This window comes from Paenibacillus sp. TAB_01 (genome assembly GCF_043945595.1).
Lineage (GTDB): Bacteria > Bacillota > Bacilli > Paenibacillales > NBRC-103111 > Paenibacillus_S.
Genome location: NZ_JBIFNP010000001.1, coordinates 1,363,173 through 1,382,559, shown reverse-complemented (window position 1 = coordinate 1,382,559; position 19,387 = coordinate 1,363,173). Strand labels below are relative to the sequence as shown.

Sequence of the window (19,387 nt, the reverse complement as noted above, 5' to 3'; positions counted from 1 at the left end):
TGCGGGTACTTCTTTGGACGATGACTTTTCTTCCGAACTCCTGAAGTTTTATAAAACATTCAGGCATCGGGCCTTGCAGCCTTCGCTTTCGTCGCTGCAGACTTCTCATTCTCTTCACCCAGCTGGACAAACGAGATGGAAGTCAGCTTTTGTATGAAATCCTTTACAAACATCAGCTGCTCTTGCGTATACTCCGCCATAAAACGAATCGCGCCCGACTTAATACGCTCGTCAAGCCGCTCATGAAGCTTATAGATCGTTTCGCCTTTCGGCGTCATACTGAAGTACAGCTCCTTCTTATTCCCGGGAATCGTTTCAATCACGATCAAGTCGTGCGCAGCAAGGCGCTTGGTTACTTTGGATACGGTCCCTTCGGAAAACCGAATGTGCTGGACAACGCGCTGCCGTTCGCCCGTCCCAGCTTCCCGATCCCGTCCAACACATGAAGCATCATCAGGGTCATTTCCTTCAAAACCGTCTGCAGCTGCAAATCCGGGCACTGGGAAAGGAGCCAGGCCCCCTCCTCGTCGTCCTCCTGCTGTATTTTAATAGCGAACTGCCTGAACGCCTCGAACACATCTTGATAAAGCTGTTCATCATGGGGCTGATTCATTATTAACGCCACCTTCATCTTTGGTTATTTTCATTATAGCAAGTCCAATACAGTATGTAAAAATTGTTTCCAAGAAACATTATTGACATAAACGTTTTCGTAAGTTATATTGTTTCCAGGAAACAAAAAAATGATAAAGGAGTGGATCTCATGAATATACCGTCCAGTAATACGCCAAACGAAGTATTGTCCACCATCATGAATCACCGTTCGATACGCAAATTCAAGGATGAGCTCTTAAAGCCCGCGCAGATCGAAACGATTGTTCGAGCCGCCCAAATGGCCGCTTCGTCCAGCTTTATGCAAGCTTATTCGATTATTGGCCTTACCGATCCCGCCTTAAAACGCGAGCTGAGGGAAATTACGAATACGCCTTATGTCGAAGAGAACGGGCATCTGTTGATCTTTTGCGCCGATCTTCAGCGCCTCACTATCATGGCTACGGAACAAGAGAAGCAGGATATGGAAGCGACGCTGGAAAGCTCCGCTTTCTGCCAAATCGCTATTGTCGATGCTGCGCTCGCCGCTCAGAATGCCGTACTTGCCGCCGAGTCGCTCGGGCTGGGTACTGTAATTATGGGCTCGGTCAGGAGGGACATCCGGCGGCTTGACGAAATGCTCGGCCTGCCCGAATATGTCATCCCCCTGTTCGGCATCGCCGTCGGCGTGCCGGATCAGCAGCCGGAAGTAAAGCCGCGTCTTCCGCTCGATGCAGTCTACTTCGAGAACCGCTATGCCCCCGAAGCAGAGCAGCGGGAACGCATCGAGTCTTACGACCGCGAGATCAGCCAATATTATCAGACTCGCAGCGAGAACAACCGCCAGGACAGCTGGTCGCGTCGACACATCGAGAGGCTGAAAATGAAGCATCCTCTTACCGAAATGACCGACTACTTGCATGGCAAGGGCATGAGCGTGAATTGAGAAGGACCTGGCCGCCGTTTCTCATCTTTGTCAGATTCCACCGGTACCAGTAATAGTTGTAATAATTGTCAAACGACGAGACTAATCCAAAGTAAGTTTTGTTAGTCTGGAGGTCGTTGGTTGGCCCTCACCCTTAATCTGCTCAAGAAGTCAGCTATGGATGCAAAAACACCGGGGAACTAAGCGAGAATAGACCGCTTAGTTCCCCGGTGTTTAAAATTTTTATCTTAATTGGTTAGTCACTATTGGGCCAACCTCTCTCCTTTGTAACTTGATATTAACGCAGCAATTGAAGCACGCCTTGCGGCTGTTGGTTGGCTTGAGCCAGCATCGCTTGCGCTGCTTGTGCGAGAATGGAGTTCTTGGTTTGCTCCATCATTTCTTTCGCCATCGTGCGAACAATCACTTTCATGATTGACCAGACTATATCTTCACCCTCAGCTTGACCTGCTAGGGGCCGGGCACTTCGGAACGAACGCTTCTCACGCTGTTCGTTTCCTACAGATTTCATCGCCATCGCTTGCACCTAAGGCGGTATATCTTAGTCGTTGAACCTTCTCCACTCTTTCGAGACAGGAGCTTGGCTGCTGATTGCCCAATCTTCCCGCTTTTCGACCCGTCACGTCTGCCGTTTCCAGCTGCGTTGTGGGGCGGGTAGCTTAAGGGGTTTCCAGCAATTCACCCGATCATGATCACTGACCGTTACCAGTCAGGACGACTGTGCTTGCTGCCTCTTAAGCGGCTGAAGCATAATCTACGTCGCGGATCCGGGATTCGGCCGCAGTCAGATTTTCAGAGGATGTTCCCAGGTTGTTAATGGTGTGTTCCAAACGGTTTTGACTTGCCCCTAATTTAGAACGTTCGCTAGAAACCTTGGAAATCGCCGCATCAATGACAGTAATTGCATTTGAAGCGCCTGCGCTTGTTGTCACGTCCAGAGCTTTTTCGTTCTCAACATTGTTGGTACCGTTCGTTACGTTGTCTCCGCTGGAGAAGCCGGTCCCTGTGCCTGTAAGTCCCAGAGAATTCGCACGCATATCGCTTACGCTCAGCGCCATAGACTGATTCTGGTTCGCGCCGATTTGGAAAGTTAACTCGCTGTTTTCCTCGGCTTTACCTGTTGTTGCCGTGTTAGCGGTCAATCCGAGAATACCTGCCGCATCCTTGGTCGCATGCGTATTAATGGTAACCCCCGAAGTCGTGCCTGTGCTGCCGCTTGTGATGACCAGCTCGTTATTCTCGTTGACCGAGACGTTAACGTCTTTGGCTGTCGTCGTTGCATTGTTAATCGCGCTTTGAACCGCTGCGGCAAGCAGCGAACGATCGGTATAATTCCCCTCTTGAATGACGGCATCAACCGATTCTCCGTCTACTGTGAGCGAAAGAGTGGTATTCCCGTTCGCACCGTCTACAAAATTACCGGCTCCGAGAGCTGAACCGTCGGATTGTACCAAGCCCAGCTGACGCGTTGCATCGCTATCTGTAACATTGGTTACGGAGCTGTCCACTCCGCTGGTATTGCTGGTCAGCTTCAGCTTACCGCCGTCATTGGTTGCCGTCACGCCCGCTGCGGTAAATGCAGCCGCATTGGATGTAACAAAATCATCCAGATCCTGATAAACCTTGTCGGCCAAATTGACCGTTGCCGATGTGCCGTCAACATCCACGGTCATTTGGTTGTTAGCCGCCAGACGCTCTTGTGTAACACGGGTGGATGCAGCGCCGAACAGCTTGTCAGCCAAGCCGCCGCCATCAACCGTCACGTCGCTTGTCGTACCGGTAGTTGCGGAAGTCAGCACCAGCTTATTGCCGGAATCCAGGGTGAACTTACCGGCTGCGGAACCGTACGCCGTATTTAATGCAGCGTTCAAGTCCGTTAACAAATCCTTCGCTTGGCTGCCTGCAGTCGTACCATCGTAGGTTTTCGTCGCCAATGTAAGCGTTTTTTGTACGCCGTCAATGGTAACCGTCAATTCGTTCATACCTGCAGCAGCGTCAACAACGACTTGGTTCGCGCCGTCAAGTGTTCCGGTTGCGCCGTCCGTAAAGGACAGACCGCCTGTAACTTCAGAAGCCGTATCGCTGTGAATCCATACGTCTCCAACATCCTTGCCTTCCGTATGAGTAATATCGCCGAGCGTCTCTGAAGCGGAATCGTACATGAACGTGCTTGCAAAGTTACCGCCAAGGATCTCTACGGAACCCCCGCTGCCCAATGTGTCGGATTTAATCGTAAGCTTTCCTGTCGTGCTATCTACCGACGCCGTCGCACCTGCTGTGGCCAAAGCTGCATTAATGTTATCCAATGTCGCTTGTCCAGCTGCGGCACCAGTCGTGATATTCAGGGTATATTCCGTCCCGTCAACTTTCAGCGTTAATTCATCATTCGTTGCAGCAACGGTAAGCGCGCTTGTATCCACGGTGCCTGTCGCCGTAGCCGCAGAAGCTTTGGAATTGGTAGAGCCTCCGCCTCCGTAGGCCCCGCCCGTAGCATAACCCGCCGTAGCCGCATTCGTAATGATCGTGGATGCGCTGACAGCCACATTACCATTGGTTGCACCGGAAGTAGCTGCGGAATAATCCAGCTCACCGTTTAACAGTTTTTTGGTATTGAACTCCGTAGTGTTACCAATACGGTTAATTTCTGAAGTTAATTGACTGATTTCCTTTTGTATCTCAACGCGGTCGTCCGATGTATTCGTATCATTGGAAGACTGTACGGCAAGCTCACGCATACGCTGAAGGATGCTATGAGTTTCATTCAGTGCGCCTTCCGCCGTTTGAATCAGCGAGATGGCATCCTGCGAGTTACGGCCCGCTTGGTCCAATCCGCGAATTTGCGAGCGCATTTTCTCGGAGATCGCGAGACCGGCTGCATCATCGCCTGCACGATTGATACGAAGACCGGAAGACAGCTTCTCAATATTTTTGGATTGGTTCGTGCTGTTCGTGGACAACTGGCGATACGTGTTCAAAGCCGTTACGTTGTGGTTAATGATCATTGCTACTACCTCCGTGTGATGGTTTTAGAATGCACATCCGTTTGCATCCTTTGTACATGCCGTACATTTTCCCTTGCATGCCGCTGCCGGACTGCGCGCTAATCCTGAGCACAAGACTGCAAGTTCATGTGCGTGTCGTCCCTGATTGCATCCACTAGTCCCTTAGTGGACGAAGACGGTTTTTCTGCTACGACGATAGCTTATTCGTTTGTTCGTTCTCTTCGAACAGTTCCCCGCGAACGATCGAAATATGCTTCGGTGCATCAATCGCCAGCCGAAGATGACCCTCATCACTTTTAACAACTTTTACCATAATTTGACCATCAATGATTACATATTCTCCTGGTTTTCTGCCAAGCACCAACATTCCGCATCTCTCCCTTCAAGAAATAAAAAAGATGAGCAAACGGCCGATGCCTCCTCTTCGTCCTGAAGAAAGAACAGCGACCTGTTTGCTCATCCATGAGCCATACGATTTTCCAATATCCACTTGTACATCGATAAACGGGCGGAACCGCCCGAAAACAAAAAAGACGAGTAAATAGGCAGGGGTACTGGCAGCTTCGTCCTGAAGCCCGCGCCTATTCACTCGTCCTTGAGTGTTCAAAGTATATTTGCTTACTATTTATATCGGCAGCATGATTCTTATTGTTAATAGCTGTTTTAGAAAATTTTCGCCAAAAGCCGATTTCGATATTATTTTTTCCTGCTATAACTTTCGTTAGGTTACTTATCCGGTCGGACAGTGTAGTGTGAAGCTCATAAACCGAAGCCTAAGGAGGAATACGATAGATGCTGGTGCTGGGAAGAAAACCGGGAGAATACATCGTTATTAATGAACAGATTATGGTCAAGGTGCTCAAAAGCGAAGATGGGCATTTGCGTCTGGCCATCGATGCGCCGCACGATATACAGATCATTCGAGGGGAATTGCTTGATCAGAACAAAGAGAAAGCAGCCTTATCGAGATGACGTTGAAGCATGGCATCCTCTAAAAGGATCAGGCACGATCAACCGAGAGACGGGGGTCAGCGGCAAACGGTTTTTCAAAAGACTCGCCGCCGGCCAAGCCGCCGGACCTCCAAGCATCCCATGTCAACCACCGGCTGTGTCTTCATAGCACAGCTATGTCAACAACGGCTGTTCCCGCCGGCTTACCGCTCACCGATTGACCGGTCGTCAATTCCCTCGTATTAATCCAGAAGCTGCAGCTCCTTGGCTCTGGAGACCGCCTGTACTCGTCTATTCACCTGCAGCTTTCCATAGATATTGAAGGCATGGATTTTGACAGTCCCCTCCGTGATTGTCAAGCGGGAGGCAATTTCCTTGTTGGAGAGCCCGTCGGCAATAAGACGAAGGATATCCTTCTCGCGATGGGTAAGCGGTTCGATCAGCGCAGGCATCGAAGTTCCTCCGATATAATCAGCTTCACCGGCACGGTCCGGCGATTGGCGCTGCTTTAAATAAACCATGCGGGAGAAGGCAATTTCCAGCACTTCCAACCGGCCCCCGAAAAGGCGTCGGCCACTAAATTATTTTCCAGGTACAGGACGCCGTCCGCTGATCAGGGTACCGAATGGGCAGGCATAGAATCGATAAGGGCCGATTCCGGCGAATGTAAGGGTCCGCAGCGAACAGGCTTTGATGCGCTTCGCCGAGGACGACGGCTTCCCCGGTTCGCAGGACGAATTGGACCACCGCTGCGGAATAAAGCTGTTCGTTACAGCCTGGCCCCATCTGCCTCCGATTGATATCCTTCTTCGCCTCTACAACCAGCTCCCCTTTCTTCTCCAGCAAGAGAAAGCCTCTCTCGGCGCCGGCATTGCCAACGGCCAGCTCCAGAAAGCTCCCCGGCAGCCCCGATTCCTCCGCCCCGTCCATGGACTCCATCTTCGCAGCCTGCCTGAGCATGTCCATGTCCCACACTTTATTGAGCCCTCTGCTCATTCCACCCTGTGCAGCCCGTTTCCCTTCTGTGTGAACGGGAATCTCCTCGGCTGCTGCCTGCTCTGCGAAGGAAAGCTGCTTGAGTGCAGGATAACGCTCCTGCAGTTGACGAAGCTTGCCCGTCGCACCCCAACGGAAGTAAGCCATGCAGGCTTCCTCGAGATAAGCCTCCGCCACTTTCTGTTTGCCTAGTGAAAAATAGCATTGCGCCGCCAATTCATTGGCAATCGCTTCATCACGAGCACTATCCGCTTGCTGCGCCCATTGAATCGCTTGATCATACAACGCAGTTGCTTTCATCGGATCCTGTTCCCATCGCGCCTGCTCCGCCTGCATCAGCTTATATTTGGCCATGGTGCTAACAGGTACGGACTTGGCCCATTGTTTCATCTGGGCCAATAACGTTTTTACTATTCTACGGAAACGCCGTCTCACCTTAGCGGAGGCTCCAGATAATTGAGCCATGAGCGCAAGAGCATGATAGAAGCAGTGTCTCTGCTTGACGGCCTGTAATATGCTGCTCCCTAGTGACTTGGTTTTCTCCGCGCATGCCGCTGCTTCTGAATAATGGCCGTAGAGGTAATAAATCTCAATCTTGCAGGTGTAATAGTAGAACCTATTTCCTTTGGACTGATTATCCGGGGCTTCTTCCGGCAGCAGACGCTCCTCACCTGCCTGCTCTTTTTCATTACTCTGGTGATATGATTCCTCCCCATGCTGCAATCGATGAACATAATGCATCGTTTGATGCAGCACCTTGAGCGTTAATTCGTCCAAAACGCGCGAAGCCTTTTCCTTATAAGCTATACATACTTGATTCAAATGCCGCAGATCTTCACTGTCCGTAATCAGCTGTGAAGAAATCGCATAGCCAGCATACACCAGATCTCCCGCTTCCAGGCTTAGCTGTCCCGCCTGCTGGAACGATTGGCCCAGCTCCTGAGGACGCACAAATTGCGATATCAGCGTCAAAATCATCAGATTCTTGCCCCTCACGAGGCCACTGGCTGTCTGCTCAGAGTACTTCAGCGCCAGGTCGGCCAATTGCAGAGCGGCTCGATAGCTTTTTAATCCGTAAGCCAGTGTAATCGCATAAGAACCAAGCGCAATGGCGAACGCTTCGGTATATCGCTGCTTCACTGATATTCGCACATATTTGGCAAATACAATGGCAGCCTTCTCATAATTAACGTTAAATAAAATCGGTGACGCAGCCATGACAATATCCGCCAAGGCTTGATGCAGCGGATCGTTGCTGGACGGCTGCATCAAGCCTTGGCGGTTTCTATGTTTGGCAAGCCATGCTTGGGTAAGCAAAATCTCAGCGGCAATGGACAGACGTGAAGGTTTAGACGGGATGATAAGATGAAACTCCTCCATAGCCTTTAGGGCGATTTCACCCGCGATGTCCTCTCGTTTAAGAAATGCGTACATCGTAATCTGTACGACATAGACTTTGGCGCGGTACTCCAGCCGGGTGACATGCAGAAGCAGCCGCTCCAGTACAGCCTCCGCCTGGTCGAAATATCCGCAAAAATATTCACATTCCGAGCTTTCCAGCAGCAGCTGATAATACAGCATGTCCTTCCGGGACCAGCCCTCGGCTTCAATTAACTGAGCGCCCTTCTTCAACAGCTGAAGAGCGCAGACATAAGCCGCGGAGGCCTTGGCTTTTCTCCCCGCCTGCAGGTTCAGCCGCGCCAACTGCTCCATTTCCGTCGGATCGGTCATAAAGCCGCTGCCCAAATTCAAATGATGCACAACGTCAAAGAGATGCTCCTCCGTCGCTTCCGTATCGAAGAAATCCAGCAGCAGACGGCCGATTTGCAAATGGACGCGCTCCTTCTCCTCATCCGGTATGAGATCATAAGCTGCTTTCTGCACACGATCGTGCAAGAATAGATAGGTATCCTGTTCAGCCAGAACCAGACCTTCGTTTAATGCAGGCAGCAAATCCTTCTCCGTATGCTCTATCGTCTGTTCACACAGCAGCGACAGCATCCGAATATCGAACGCATTGCCGATGCAGCCCGCCAACCGCAGCACCCGATGCGTTGTCTCAGGCAGCATATGAAACCTTCCCTCAATCAGGCTGATGACGTCCTTAAAGCCTTCCCGTTCCATGATCGCTGTCATATCCCACTCCCAGCTCATCCGGTCCGAATGAAAATAGAGCAGCTTTTCGTCATAAATGCATTGCAGCATTTGCCTGATATAAAAGGGATTCCCCGCTGTTTTCCGGTAAATAGCGTCTGCCAGCGGCTTGATCCTATTCAGCTCGGTATGAAGCACACCCTCAATATACCGGAGAACGTGCCGGTACCCCAGCGGCTTGACGGTCAACCATTGAATACGGACTCCCGTTCCAAGCAAGCTGTCCAATCCCTCCGTATTCGCCGATCCCGCGCGGAGCTCATTGCTTCGGTAGGTGCAGATGATCAAAACATATTGATTGGATGCATCATGGATCAAAGAACGGAGCAGCTGAAACGATTCAGGATCGGCCCATTGCAAATCATCCAGAAAGAGGGTCAGCGGATGCCGCTTGTCCGCAAAAACCTTAATGAATCGGCTGAAAAGCGTCTGGAATCGGCTGGTCGATGCGGACGGCGGCAGCTCTGTTACCGGCGCCTGCTTCCCTATAATCAACGTCAGCTCCGGAATCACCTCGGCAATCACCGTCCCGTTTGGACCAAGGGCCGCCAGCAGCTTTTTCTTCCAGCGGACAATCTGGGTATCGGACTCGGACAGCACCTGCCGAACCAGATCCCGAAAGGCGCTGATTAACGCAGCATAGGGAATGGAATGCCGAAGCTGGTCAAACTTGCCCGAGATCATATAGCCGCTGTTATGTACCATGGAAACATGAATGGATTTGATCAGCGCGGTTTTGCCGCTCCCGGCATAGCCTCCGACGAGCATGAGCTCCATAGAGCCCGAACGGCTTCGTTCATAAGCAGACAGCAGCGCCTGCACCTCTTGTTCTCTGTCGTAGAGCTTCTCCGGAAGCTGAAACCGGGCGATTTCATCCGCTTCGCCTAATGAAAACGATTCCACGATTCCTGTCTCCTGCAGCTGAACCGAGCATTTACGCAAATCGTAATGAAGACCGTATGCGCTTTGATAGCGATGTTCCGGCGATTTAGAGAGCAGCTTTAACACAAGATCGTTCAAAATCGGAGGGATGTCGGGGTTGATCGTCCGGGGAGGAATGGGCAGCCAAGCCATATGGGCATGGACCCACTCATTAGCGGTGCCGCCTTTCATAGGAAGAATGCCTGTAAGCAGCTCGTATAAAAGAACCCCTAAAGCGTACAAGTCGCTGCGAGAATCAACTTTCCGTCTCATACGGCCCGTCTGCTCCGGCGAAATGTACGCAAACGCCGAAATCAGGTCCTTCTCCTGCTGTTCCGCAGCTCGTTCATCCGCAGGCAGCGCATCCGGTTGTACGGCCAGAAATGTTAATCTGCCAGATGGCGGATGGATGGTAATGCGTTCAGGATGCAGATTATAACGTAAGAGACCTCTAAGGTGCAGCTTCCTTAGCATTTCTGCAAGTGTCAAAGCAAGTACCACAAAAGTACCAAGATCGCATGGTTTCTTTTGCATAAACGTATGCAGAGTCATCTCTTTACTCTTAGCCAAGGCTTCTACGCCTCCTCTGGTATCTCTCAGAACATATCGGCATCGCTAGCTCCCGAATTTAGTAACTTAGACCTAAATATATCAGAAAACTCTTACAAATAACAAACAAAATATGGTTATCCGGCCATATAGACAGGTCTATGAGACCATAAAAGAACAAGCCTGACCCTAATGGCCAGGCTGATTTTTCTAATATAGGCAAACACGACTACTGCATATAACTCGATCCAACCGTCTCGTATTAGCCCTTCACCGAGCCCAGCATAACGCCCTTGGCGAAATGCTTTTGCAGGAACGGATATACGATCAGAATCGGCACCATAGCCAATACAATCGAAGCCATCCGGATCGTTTCCTGCGGCAGCACCCGATCGTCGCTGCCGCCGGAGGCTCCGACGCCGTTGGAATCCGAGTCGATAACCAGCGATTTGACGAGCACTTGCAGCGTCCACTTTTTCGCATCGCTCAAGTAAATCAAAGCGTTGAAGTAAGTATTCCAGTACGATACCGCGAAGAACAAGATGAACGCGGCGATAGCCGGCATCGACAGCGGAATGACGATACGCCAGAAGACGCCGATGTCGGAGCAGCCGTCAATACGCGCCGCGTCCTCCAGCTCGGGAGGCAGCGAATCCAGGAAACCCTTGATGACGATCAGACTCCAGGCATTGGTCAAGCCGGATAAAATCAGGGACCAGTACGAATTGAGCAGGTTCATTTCTTTCATCAGCAAGTAGTTCGGCAGAATGCCGGCATTAAACACGAGCGTGAATACCACGCCGCCCAGCATCAGATTGCGCCCGGGCACATGCTTCTTAGTCAGCACGTAAGCAAAAGCGAACGAAATGACGATACTGATCAGAGTACCTACCCCTGTGACGAACACCGTGCTTTTCAATGCATTCACGAAGCTGTTGGTCGACAAAATATATTTGTACGCGGACAACGACCATTTCTCGGGAAATAAATAAAATTGCAGCGGCACATAAACCTCAGGATCGGTAAAGGAGACGCTGAACACGTAAATGAACGGAAACACGCAGGCGATGGAAATAATGGCGAGCAGCGAGTAATTAATATAGTCGAAGAGTGTCAGCTTCTTGGTTGCGACGTAACTCAATGAATTTCCCTCCTTAGTATATGCCCTCTTGACCCAGCTTTTTCACAACATAGTTGGACAGCACCACGAGAACAAGCCCGACAACGCCTTTGAACATGCCGACAGTGACGCCGACGCTGATTTTGCCGCCCAGGATACCTACGGTGTACGCATACGTATCGAATACTTGCGAAACCGAAGTGACGAGCGGATTATTCATCAACAAAATTTGCTCGAAACCTACGTCGGCCATATGACCCAGTCTCAGGATAAGCAAAATAATGATAGTCGGGCGGATCGCCGGCAGCGTGACATGCCAGATCTGCTTCATCCTCGACGCCCCGTCAATGACTGCCGCTTCATACTGCTGCGGGTCTACGCCGGCCATGGCCGCCAGGAAAATGATCGTTCCCCAGCCGACTTCCTTCCACATGCTTTGGGCGGTGAGCAGCCCCCAGAAATAATTCGGGTTCGACAGGAAGGACACGGTCTCGAAGCCCATAGCCGAGATCAGCTTATTAATAAGCCCCACATCGGTGGAAAGCATGAAGAACGTCATGCTGGCGACAACCACCCAAGATAAAAAGTGCGGTAAATAAACGATCGATTGATTAATCCGTTTAAATACCTCATGCCGGATTTCGTTCAGCATCAGCGCCAGAAGGATCGGCAGCGGGAACATAAAGACGATCCCGAAAATATTGATTGCAAATGTATTCCTAAGCATGAGGTAAAATACAGGATCGGAGAACAAATCGGTAAAATTGGTAAATCCGATCCATTCGCTTCCCCACAGCCCCTTAAACGGGTTGTATTCCTTGAAGGCGATCAGAAGCCCCCACAGGGGCACGAATTTAAATAGAATAAAATACAGGATGCCCGGCAGCGCCAGCACGTACATCCATTTATTTTGCAGCATGGCCTGCCACAGATGCGTGCGCTCCTTGGCCTGAGCGCTCTGCCTTTTTATTGCTGTCTCCATAAAAAGCACCTCGTCCGTTTATTCGCTGATTTGATAGTCCGCTTGCTCAAGCCACTCCGGCCGAACCGTAATTCCCCAGCCCGGACCTTGCGGAACCTGCACTTGCCCGTCGATCACCTGGAGCGGCTCTGTGAACAGCCCGTTCGTCCAAGCATCCTCTTCGATCGTATATTCCATATATTTTCCGGCGTTAGGAATAGCCGTAACCATATGCAGCGTAAATACGGTCAGCATGGACAGGTTTGCCGCATGCGGCGTGCAAGTCATCCCTGCGGCTTCAGCCATTCGGGCTACTTCCATCGCCCGGCTGATCCCGCCGACATAGCAAATATCCGGCTGGACGATATCTACGGCGCGCATTTGAATCATGCGTCTGAATTGAGCGAGATCGGTATCCTGCTCCCCGCCGGTTACCGGAATATCCAGCGCATCCGCTACCTGCTTCGTCCATTCGAGCTCCATATAAGGGCAAGGCTCCTCAAAGTGGCAAACCCCGTACTGCGCCAGCATCTTGCCCATTTCGATCGCTTTGGCGGGCGTAAGGCCGCTGTTCGCGTCCACATACAGCTGCGTATCGTCTCCAATCGCCGCACGAACCGCACGCACGACTTCTTCCGAGCGGCCAGGGTACACATCGACGTCATTGCCGAAGTTATTGGCGATGCGGATTTTGAACGCTTCGAAGCCTTGCGTTTCCTTCAAGCGCGCAATTCTTTCCGCTTCGGCCTGCGGCGTGATGTTGCGCTTCATGCTCGAGCCGTACACCGGCACCTTGCCCGGACGTCCGCCCAGCAGCTCGCTGACGCTTTTTCCCGCGCGTTTCCCTTTTAAGTCCCACAGCGCGGTATCCAGACCGCCGACGGCCCGGCAAATGTAGGAGCCTGGAAATTTGTGCTCCTCGCGGACCACCGTCTCCACCAAAGCCTCGATGTCATTGGCATCGGCGCCCAGCGCGTGGGGAGCGACTTGCTGGTGAAGAACAAGCGCCGAAATATTGGCGTGATACGGAGCCATTTGCCCGTATCCCTGCAGTCCATCCTCGGAGGTGACACGGACAACGGAAAGCTGGCGAGTAGTAAAGGTCTCGATACTTTTAATTTTCATCCTGATTCTCCATTCGAATGTAAAATGTATTGGTATAGATTTCACTTAAAAGGAACGCTTCTGCCCCTATGGCATCGGCATATACACCGCCTATGCACCATCGGCAGACAAGCTACCGGTGCAGTGTCCTGAAATGCCCCGGAGTCATCTGGGTATGACGCTGAAAGACACGGATAAAGTTCCGCTCGGAATAGCCGATCGCGGCCGCAACCTCGCTGATGCTTTGATCGGTATCCTTGAGAAGCCGTCTGGCTTCGGCAATTTTCGTTTCCACGACATATTCCAGGAAGTTCTTGCCCATCTTTTTCTTAAACAGGCGGCTTAAATAAGAAGGGCTGACGCCCACCCTTTCGGCGCAGTGCACCAGGGACAGATCGCTGCCGCAATTATCAACTATATATTTGCAAATCCATTGGATAGCCGAATCTCCGGCCGCTTCCCGGTCGTTTCGCGTCAGCCACAAATAAAGCGGAAACAGCGTTTCTTCAAACCAGTCGCACATCTCTTTGGACGTCTGCTTGCTTCTCAGCTGCCCGAACAGGTTATGCTCCATAATGTCCACCACATTCGCGCCCTGCTTCTCCAGAGATACGATAAAAGAAGAAAGAAACACATGATAGCTCTGGTAAATGAAGACATACGACTGCGAGCCCTGAAGCATCTCCGTAAATTTCCTGAAATGCTGAACCGCAGACGCAATATCCTCCTGCTCAAGCGATTCCATAATGGCGGCTTCCCATTCGCCCGGATATCTCAGCAAAGTCTGCTTTTTGCCATGCTCCACATCGTCGATAAACAGCACGGGCTCCGCATCGCGGAACAGCCGGTACTGCAGCGCATGGTCGGCCTCCTTGTAGGAAACCGGAACGTCGGCGACATACGGATAATATCTGCCGACCCCTACCGTTACCTCGAAGGACAGGTAGGTATGAAAAGCCTCGATCATGGCTTGAACATAATCCGAAGTCAGGCTGCGCATCGTCTGCTGCGTCATGTCGGGCTTGAACTGCAGAATGGCCACGCCTCGTCCCTGATACGGCACGACATAGCCCTTCAGCCCGTGATTCCTTAGCAGCTCCTGCATAACATTGGCAAGAGAGAAAGCGACAATCCCTTTTTCCTCCGGTAAAAACCGCTTTTCCTTGTATATATTTTCGGCGTCGACAATGAGCGTAACGTAGGTGCAGTCCACCTCCACGCCATACGTCCCGCAATCCTGAATCAGCGTCTGATTGGCCGTATAATCGCCGCTCAACAGCTGGAAAAGAAACTTCTCGCGCAGCGAGGGTTCGATATCCTGCATATACGACTCCAGCTTCTGCGTCTCGCGGCTCAAATAATCGAGCGATTCCTTAATAATATCCAACTCGTCCTCCTTCTGCTCCACTCCATCAACACGCAGAGATCGGCTGTGGGTAATCAGCTTCTCAATCGGAGTATAAGCTTTTTTGGAGGTAAAATAGGTCAAGAGAATACCGACGGCAACGAACACCGTAACGATCATCACCATCAGCTTGCGGATCCAGCCCAATTGGTCGGTGATCACCTGCTCCGGAATTACGGAAACATATGTTCTGGAAAACACATTTTTGACAAACCGGTATTGAGCCGGCTTCCCGTCGATGCCTTCCGCAACAAAAAATCCCGCGCCCTGGTCCGACGCTTTGATCATCGCAATCCCTTTCAGCTTGGCGGTTTGCTCCGTCAGATCGACTCCCGGCTTGCGGTCAACCCCGAAAGGGTCGTTCAGCTTGACAACGACCAGCTCGCGGTCGCCTGTCAGCAGCACCGTGTCCGTCTCCATGAATTTACTGAGCATAGAGGTTTCGATTTCAAACCCCAGCACACCCTGGTGACCGCCCGTTCCAATCAGCGGAAGCAGCCGGGCAAAGGTAATATACCCCTCGCGGCCGCTCAGCTGGGTCCATTGGGTCGGACGCTTGCTGGCCAGCAGCTTCTCAATATTGTCTTTATATTTATAATTGTTCAGTGCGATGGAACCGTACTCGTTGGAAAGAACGACATGCTCGGTGCTGTTGTACAAATAAATATCGTTGATGAAGCTGTTAAAATTTTTGACAAGCGCGATCTTTTTCAATATGTCTATCGTCAAGATGCCGGACGGGTCCTGCGGGCCGGACAATGCTTGCTGAATCAGAGGATCATTGGCTAACTGGAGCGATTCCTGTTCCATTTCCTGCAAAACCCTCTCGGCGCGGTCCTTCATGATAGTTAGCGACGAATCGCTTTCCGTCTGAATATATTTCTCCATCCGGTCCGTCGAAATCTGGTAATATACCATACTCGCCAGCACAACCGGGATACATACCGAAATGCAGCCGAGCCAGATCAGTCTGTATAAATATTTTCGCGGATTCGTCTGCCGCTTGATGCCCAGGTATTTCAGAAAGCCGCTCCAGTTCGCCATAGGTCCTCCCTGTCTTTAACGCTCTAGTTCATACAGCCGCGCGCACAGCGGCATCTTTAATTTGAAGACACGCTGACCGCAGCGCTTGCTGTTTATTTAGGAAACTTTTCTTTATAGTCCTTCGCAAACTCCTGGTAGGCCGTTTGGAAATCAGCATTCCCGTTCAGCTTGTCGATATAGGCTTTGTACTCATCCATTGAAATTTGTCCGACTATGGCTTTCACCACCATAGACTGCCATTCGGATTGGTATTTCGGCCAAATGGATATCCACGTGTTCGAGTTAATGATAGAGAAAGGATCGATTTTGCCTGCTTGCGCATACGATTCCACCGATTTTTCTTTGGCATCGTTATACGCCTTCGGCGCGGCAGGGTTGATCACTTTCATTTTGTTGTTATAGGCAAGCGGGAAGATGGCGCCTGTACCGTTCGCAGTGACCTGCTTTTTGCCGACCTCGGTCAGCTGTTGCTGTCCGTCAACCATCGTGTAATCGACACCCTCAATGCCATAGTAGTTATAATCGGTTTGCTCCATCGTCGTCGTTCTTTCGAAGAAATCCAGGATCTGCTTGACTTTCTCCTCTGGTACCTGCTTCGAGATAAAGAATGCGCCCGAGAACGGAACCGATAATTGAACGCTGTTACCGCCAGGACCTTTCATCGGAGGCAGCGAAATGACTTGGGCATCCGGCTGCACCTTCTTGATGCTCTGTTCGAAGGTGTAGTCCCGCCATACATTCCGGCCATAAGAAGCGGCTCGTCCTGTGGTGAAGATTTCCTCCGCCTGCGTCTGCTTCACCGCCGAGAAATCCTTGGCGAGAATACCATCTGCATATAATTGGCGGAAATAATCGACCATGCTCGTGTAATTCGGTGTCAAAAATTTATTAACAAGCCCGCCGTCCTTGTTATAGATTGGATCCAGCCCGCCGAAAGCAGCCAGGAAGCTGCCGTCGCTGTCGGCAATAAAGCTGCCCGAGTTGCTCTGTCCCGTCAAGCCAACCGTATCTTTCTTGCCGTTGCCGTCCGGATCGCCGTTGACGATCGTTTTCATAGCCGCCGTATATTCATCCAACGTGGTCGGCACAGGCAGATTGAATTTATCCAGCCAATCTTTTCTCATCTTAATGCTGAGGTCAATCTGCGGCCGGTTTCTCGGGATACCGAATATTTTGCCGTCCATTCTCACATAGTTCCAAACTTCTTTATAGCTGTTATTTTTTAAATTCGGGAATTTGCTGAAGTCTCCGAGAAACGGAGTCAAATCCCAGAAAGCCCCCTGCTTCACTGCATTTTGCAGCGTCGGGCGTGTAATGCTGTTAGCTACAATGACTTCCGGAATATTGCCTGAGGCCAGCACCAGGTCAAACTTTGTGTCGTAATCGCCTGAAGGAATCCATTCTACGTTCAATTGGACTTTATTGTCCTTTTGGAATTTAGTCCAATATTCATCCTTCATATCCGGAATATCGGCATAGGACGGAACCATAAATTGCACCTTCAAATCCGAGGCCGCTGGGGCGCTTCCTGCCTGCGGTTTTTGGGTCTCGCTGCTGCAGCCTGCCATCACTCCCAGCGAAAGCGCTGTCAGCATCGTTAAGCTGACCGTTTTTGTCGTTAGAACCTTCATAATAACCTCCCTGTTTTCTTTGCTTCTTTTCAACCTTGCCGGAGTCCAATACAGCGGACAAGACAACGTTTTCGGGTTTATTATAGGATCTATACCGACTGCAGGTAAGTGACATTTCTTGACCAGCACCGCAAAAACAGCGATAGATCAAGGATTGTCATCCATCGGGCCCATCGTTTCCAAGTAAATCGCAATACAGCAGGGCTAATCCGCAGTTCGGGATCATCCTCCTTCAGGACAGACCTGTGTTTGTAGTAGTTCGACAAAAAACGCCCTTTTCCTTGTGCGATCCTGCCGCATGCCTGTACTGACCGCTCTCGCTTCCTGTCGTGGCAGATAGGTTACGCCTTCTGCGATTTTGCTGTTAAGCTGAAAACGCGCAGAAGCCCGGACGATAAACCCGCCCGGGCTGCAAATCAGACAGCAGATAGCTGCCGCCTTGTATAGAAAGAAAAAGAACGCTGCGTTAACCGTTCACAGCCGACTGAGAGGTTTGCTGCGTCCGGTGGATTCGTTTGGCTTGAAACGCCAGCATCATAAAATGAAGCAAAAACACGCCTGAAATAATATAGAACACGACCGGGATTCCCATATGGCTTGCAACGACCCCGCCGAACAAGGAACCGGAAACGTTCCCGAGCGAGCTGGCGCTGGCATTATAGGAAAAGACGCTCCCCTGGATCGCCGTCGGCGTCAAGCTGCGAAGCAGAGCGCTGATCGACGGAATCAGGCCGCCCACACACAGGCCGGACAAGAACCGGGCTCCCATGAGCATCCACGGATCCGTGATTCGGGCCTGCGGAATATATAGTATGGAAATGAGCAGCAGACTGCACAGCAGCACCGGCAGATGACCGTAACGGCCCCGATTCGCCCCAGCATCGGCGCGGAAATCATCGTGCCTAATGCGCTCGAAGCGAAAATCAGACCGGCCATCAGCTCCACATGATGCTCTACATGCATACTTTTCACGTATAACGTAATGATCGGGCTGATGCTTTGAAAGCTGATCGAAATCAGAAATGTCGAAACGAACAGCGTCATAATAACCGGCGCGCCCTTGATGACAGCTCTAAGCTCCGCTTTCTCAGGCTTGACAGAAACTCCGCCTTGGCCTTGGCTGCTTACAACAGCCAGCGCTTCCCGCTTGTGCGGCCATTGAAAGCGGAATTTCGGATACTTCCTCGTCTCTCTGACACCGAGCCAGACCAGAAGGCCGGCAACGAAAATAAAAAAGCCCGTGAAAAAAAACGAGTTGCGCATCCCGAGCCACTCTGCGAGCAGCCCGCCCAGCAAAGGCCCCAGCAGCTGACCCGTAACCTGTCCGGTCTGCAGCGTACCCAGCGCTTTCCCCACTTGTTCCTTCGGAGCCTCAATCGCCATCAAAGCGACGGCGCTGACACCGAAGCCGCCACCCACCGTCCCGAAAACGCCCCGAAGCAGCAGCAGCTCGAGCGGCGTATGGACAAGCCCCATGGCAGCAATAATGACGGCAGATCCGAGACCTGCGCGGACCATCATCACCTTCTGCCCGTACTTATCGGAGAATCGTCCCCAGAAAGGAGAAACCAGCGCAATCATCAGATGATTGATGCCAAAAATCATTGCGGCCCACAGCGCCGCCTGCTGCACATCATGAATGCCCAGCTCCTGAACATACAGCGGCAGAAACGGAATGATCATCCCAATCCCCGCCGAGCTAAAAAACGTGCCGAACCATAAAATGAATAAATTGCGTTTCCATGCTTCCATCCAGAGTAACCTTCCTTATTAGTAATAATGTACGATGAATGCATAGATTGCACTATCCGCTCAATGACTATAGATAGATTACTCCGAATGAACATAAGAAACCATGGATATACCTGCTCTGAAACATGGACTATCCCGCTTTTCCATATTCTCTCGGTAAGTCGAAAAAGCTTCAACAACGGCTATAGAAGAGCCACTCACCGGCTCACCGGAGTACCGAGCAGATTATTGAGCTGCTCAGCAAGCTGAAGCATGGGCAG

General features: G+C 51.2%; 15 protein-coding genes and 1 pseudogene. 2 read left to right on the top strand and 14 right to left on the bottom strand.

Annotated elements, in window-relative coordinates:
- Positions 1-59: 59 nt before the first annotated feature.
- Together ACHHV8_RS06705 and ACHHV8_RS06700 are read right to left on the bottom strand one after the other, a co-directional pair.
- Positions 60-329 (bottom strand): hypothetical protein, encoded by a 270-nt coding sequence (locus tag ACHHV8_RS06705; protein WP_395157584.1) that lies wholly within the window; start codon positions 327-329, stop codon positions 60-62.
- A gap of 23 nt (positions 330-352) precedes the next feature.
- Positions 353-613 carry a hypothetical protein gene (locus ACHHV8_RS06700; RefSeq protein ID WP_395157583.1) on the bottom strand — a complete coding sequence of 87 codons (261 nt, stop codon included), beginning with the start codon at positions 611-613 and terminating at the stop codon, positions 353-355.
- A 150-nt stretch (positions 614-763) separates the two neighbouring features.
- Between ACHHV8_RS06700 and nfsA the strand changes: the two genes are divergently transcribed.
- Positions 764-1,537 (top strand): oxygen-insensitive NADPH nitroreductase, encoded by a 774-nt coding sequence (gene nfsA, locus ACHHV8_RS06695; protein WP_395157582.1) that lies wholly within the window; start codon positions 764-766, stop codon positions 1,535-1,537.
- Positions 1,538-1,814: 277 nt separating this feature from the next.
- On the opposite strand, the pseudogene ACHHV8_RS06690 reads toward nfsA, so the two are convergent.
- From ACHHV8_RS06690 to ACHHV8_RS06680, 3 genes and pseudogenes are all read right to left on the bottom strand, one after another.
- Positions 1,815-1,928: pseudogene (locus ACHHV8_RS06690) on the bottom strand (flagellin); the annotation flags it as partial.
- A 343-nt stretch (positions 1,929-2,271) separates the two neighbouring features.
- A complete protein-coding gene (locus ACHHV8_RS06685) occupies positions 2,272-4,539 on the bottom strand; it encodes a flagellin N-terminal helical domain-containing protein (protein WP_395157581.1) in 2,268 nt (755 codons plus the stop codon).
- Between the two features lie 187 nt (positions 4,540-4,726).
- Positions 4,727-4,906 (bottom strand): carbon storage regulator, encoded by a 180-nt coding sequence (locus ACHHV8_RS06680; RefSeq protein WP_395157580.1) that lies wholly within the window; start codon positions 4,904-4,906, stop codon positions 4,727-4,729.
- A 425-nt stretch (positions 4,907-5,331) separates the two neighbouring features.
- Between ACHHV8_RS06680 and ACHHV8_RS06675 the strand changes: the two genes are divergently transcribed.
- Entirely contained in the window at positions 5,332-5,511 is a 180-nt protein-coding gene (locus ACHHV8_RS06675) for a carbon storage regulator (RefSeq protein ID WP_395157579.1), read from the top strand.
- A gap of 221 nt (positions 5,512-5,732) precedes the next feature.
- Here the strand turns inward: ACHHV8_RS06675 and ACHHV8_RS06670 are convergent, their stop codons facing one another.
- The 9 genes from ACHHV8_RS06670 to ACHHV8_RS06630 form a co-directional block, all read right to left on the bottom strand.
- Positions 5,733-6,035, bottom strand: a complete 303-nt coding sequence (locus tag ACHHV8_RS06670) for a helix-turn-helix domain-containing protein (protein ID WP_395157578.1) — start codon at positions 6,033-6,035, stop codon at positions 5,733-5,735.
- Positions 6,036-6,066: 31 nt separating this feature from the next.
- The gene (locus tag ACHHV8_RS06665; RefSeq protein WP_395157577.1) at positions 6,067-10,131 is read right to left on the bottom strand and encodes an ATP-binding protein; all 4,065 of its coding nucleotides are present in this window, start codon (positions 10,129-10,131) and stop codon (positions 6,067-6,069) included.
- A gap of 241 nt (positions 10,132-10,372) precedes the next feature.
- Positions 10,373-11,251, bottom strand: coding sequence for a carbohydrate ABC transporter permease (locus tag ACHHV8_RS06660; RefSeq protein ID WP_395157576.1), 879 nt, complete (start codon positions 11,249-11,251; stop codon positions 10,373-10,375).
- A 13-nt stretch (positions 11,252-11,264) separates the two neighbouring features.
- Positions 11,265-12,149, bottom strand: coding sequence for an ABC transporter permease (locus tag ACHHV8_RS06655; protein WP_395163440.1), 885 nt, complete (start codon positions 12,147-12,149; stop codon positions 11,265-11,267).
- A gap of 81 nt (positions 12,150-12,230) precedes the next feature.
- On the bottom strand, positions 12,231-13,316 hold the full coding sequence (locus ACHHV8_RS06650; RefSeq protein WP_395157575.1) for a mandelate racemase/muconate lactonizing enzyme family protein: 1,086 nt from the start codon (positions 13,314-13,316) through the stop codon (positions 12,231-12,233).
- A 112-nt stretch (positions 13,317-13,428) separates the two neighbouring features.
- A complete protein-coding gene (locus tag ACHHV8_RS06645; RefSeq protein WP_395157574.1) occupies positions 13,429-15,744 on the bottom strand; it encodes a helix-turn-helix domain-containing protein in 2,316 nt (771 codons plus the stop codon).
- A gap of 92 nt (positions 15,745-15,836) precedes the next feature.
- Positions 15,837-17,375: an extracellular solute-binding protein gene (locus ACHHV8_RS06640; RefSeq protein ID WP_395157573.1), complete on the bottom strand. Its 1,539-nt coding sequence runs from the start codon at positions 17,373-17,375 to the stop codon at positions 15,837-15,839.
- A gap of 466 nt (positions 17,376-17,841) precedes the next feature.
- Positions 17,842-18,219 carry an MFS transporter gene (locus tag ACHHV8_RS06635; protein WP_395157572.1) on the bottom strand — a complete coding sequence of 126 codons (378 nt, stop codon included), beginning with the start codon at positions 18,217-18,219 and terminating at the stop codon, positions 17,842-17,844.
- Positions 18,102-19,127 (bottom strand): MFS transporter, encoded by a 1,026-nt coding sequence (locus ACHHV8_RS06630; RefSeq protein ID WP_395157571.1) that lies wholly within the window; start codon positions 19,125-19,127, stop codon positions 18,102-18,104. The genes ACHHV8_RS06635 and ACHHV8_RS06630 overlap by 118 nt, the downstream gene beginning before the upstream one ends.
- Positions 19,128-19,387 lie beyond the last annotated feature (260 nt).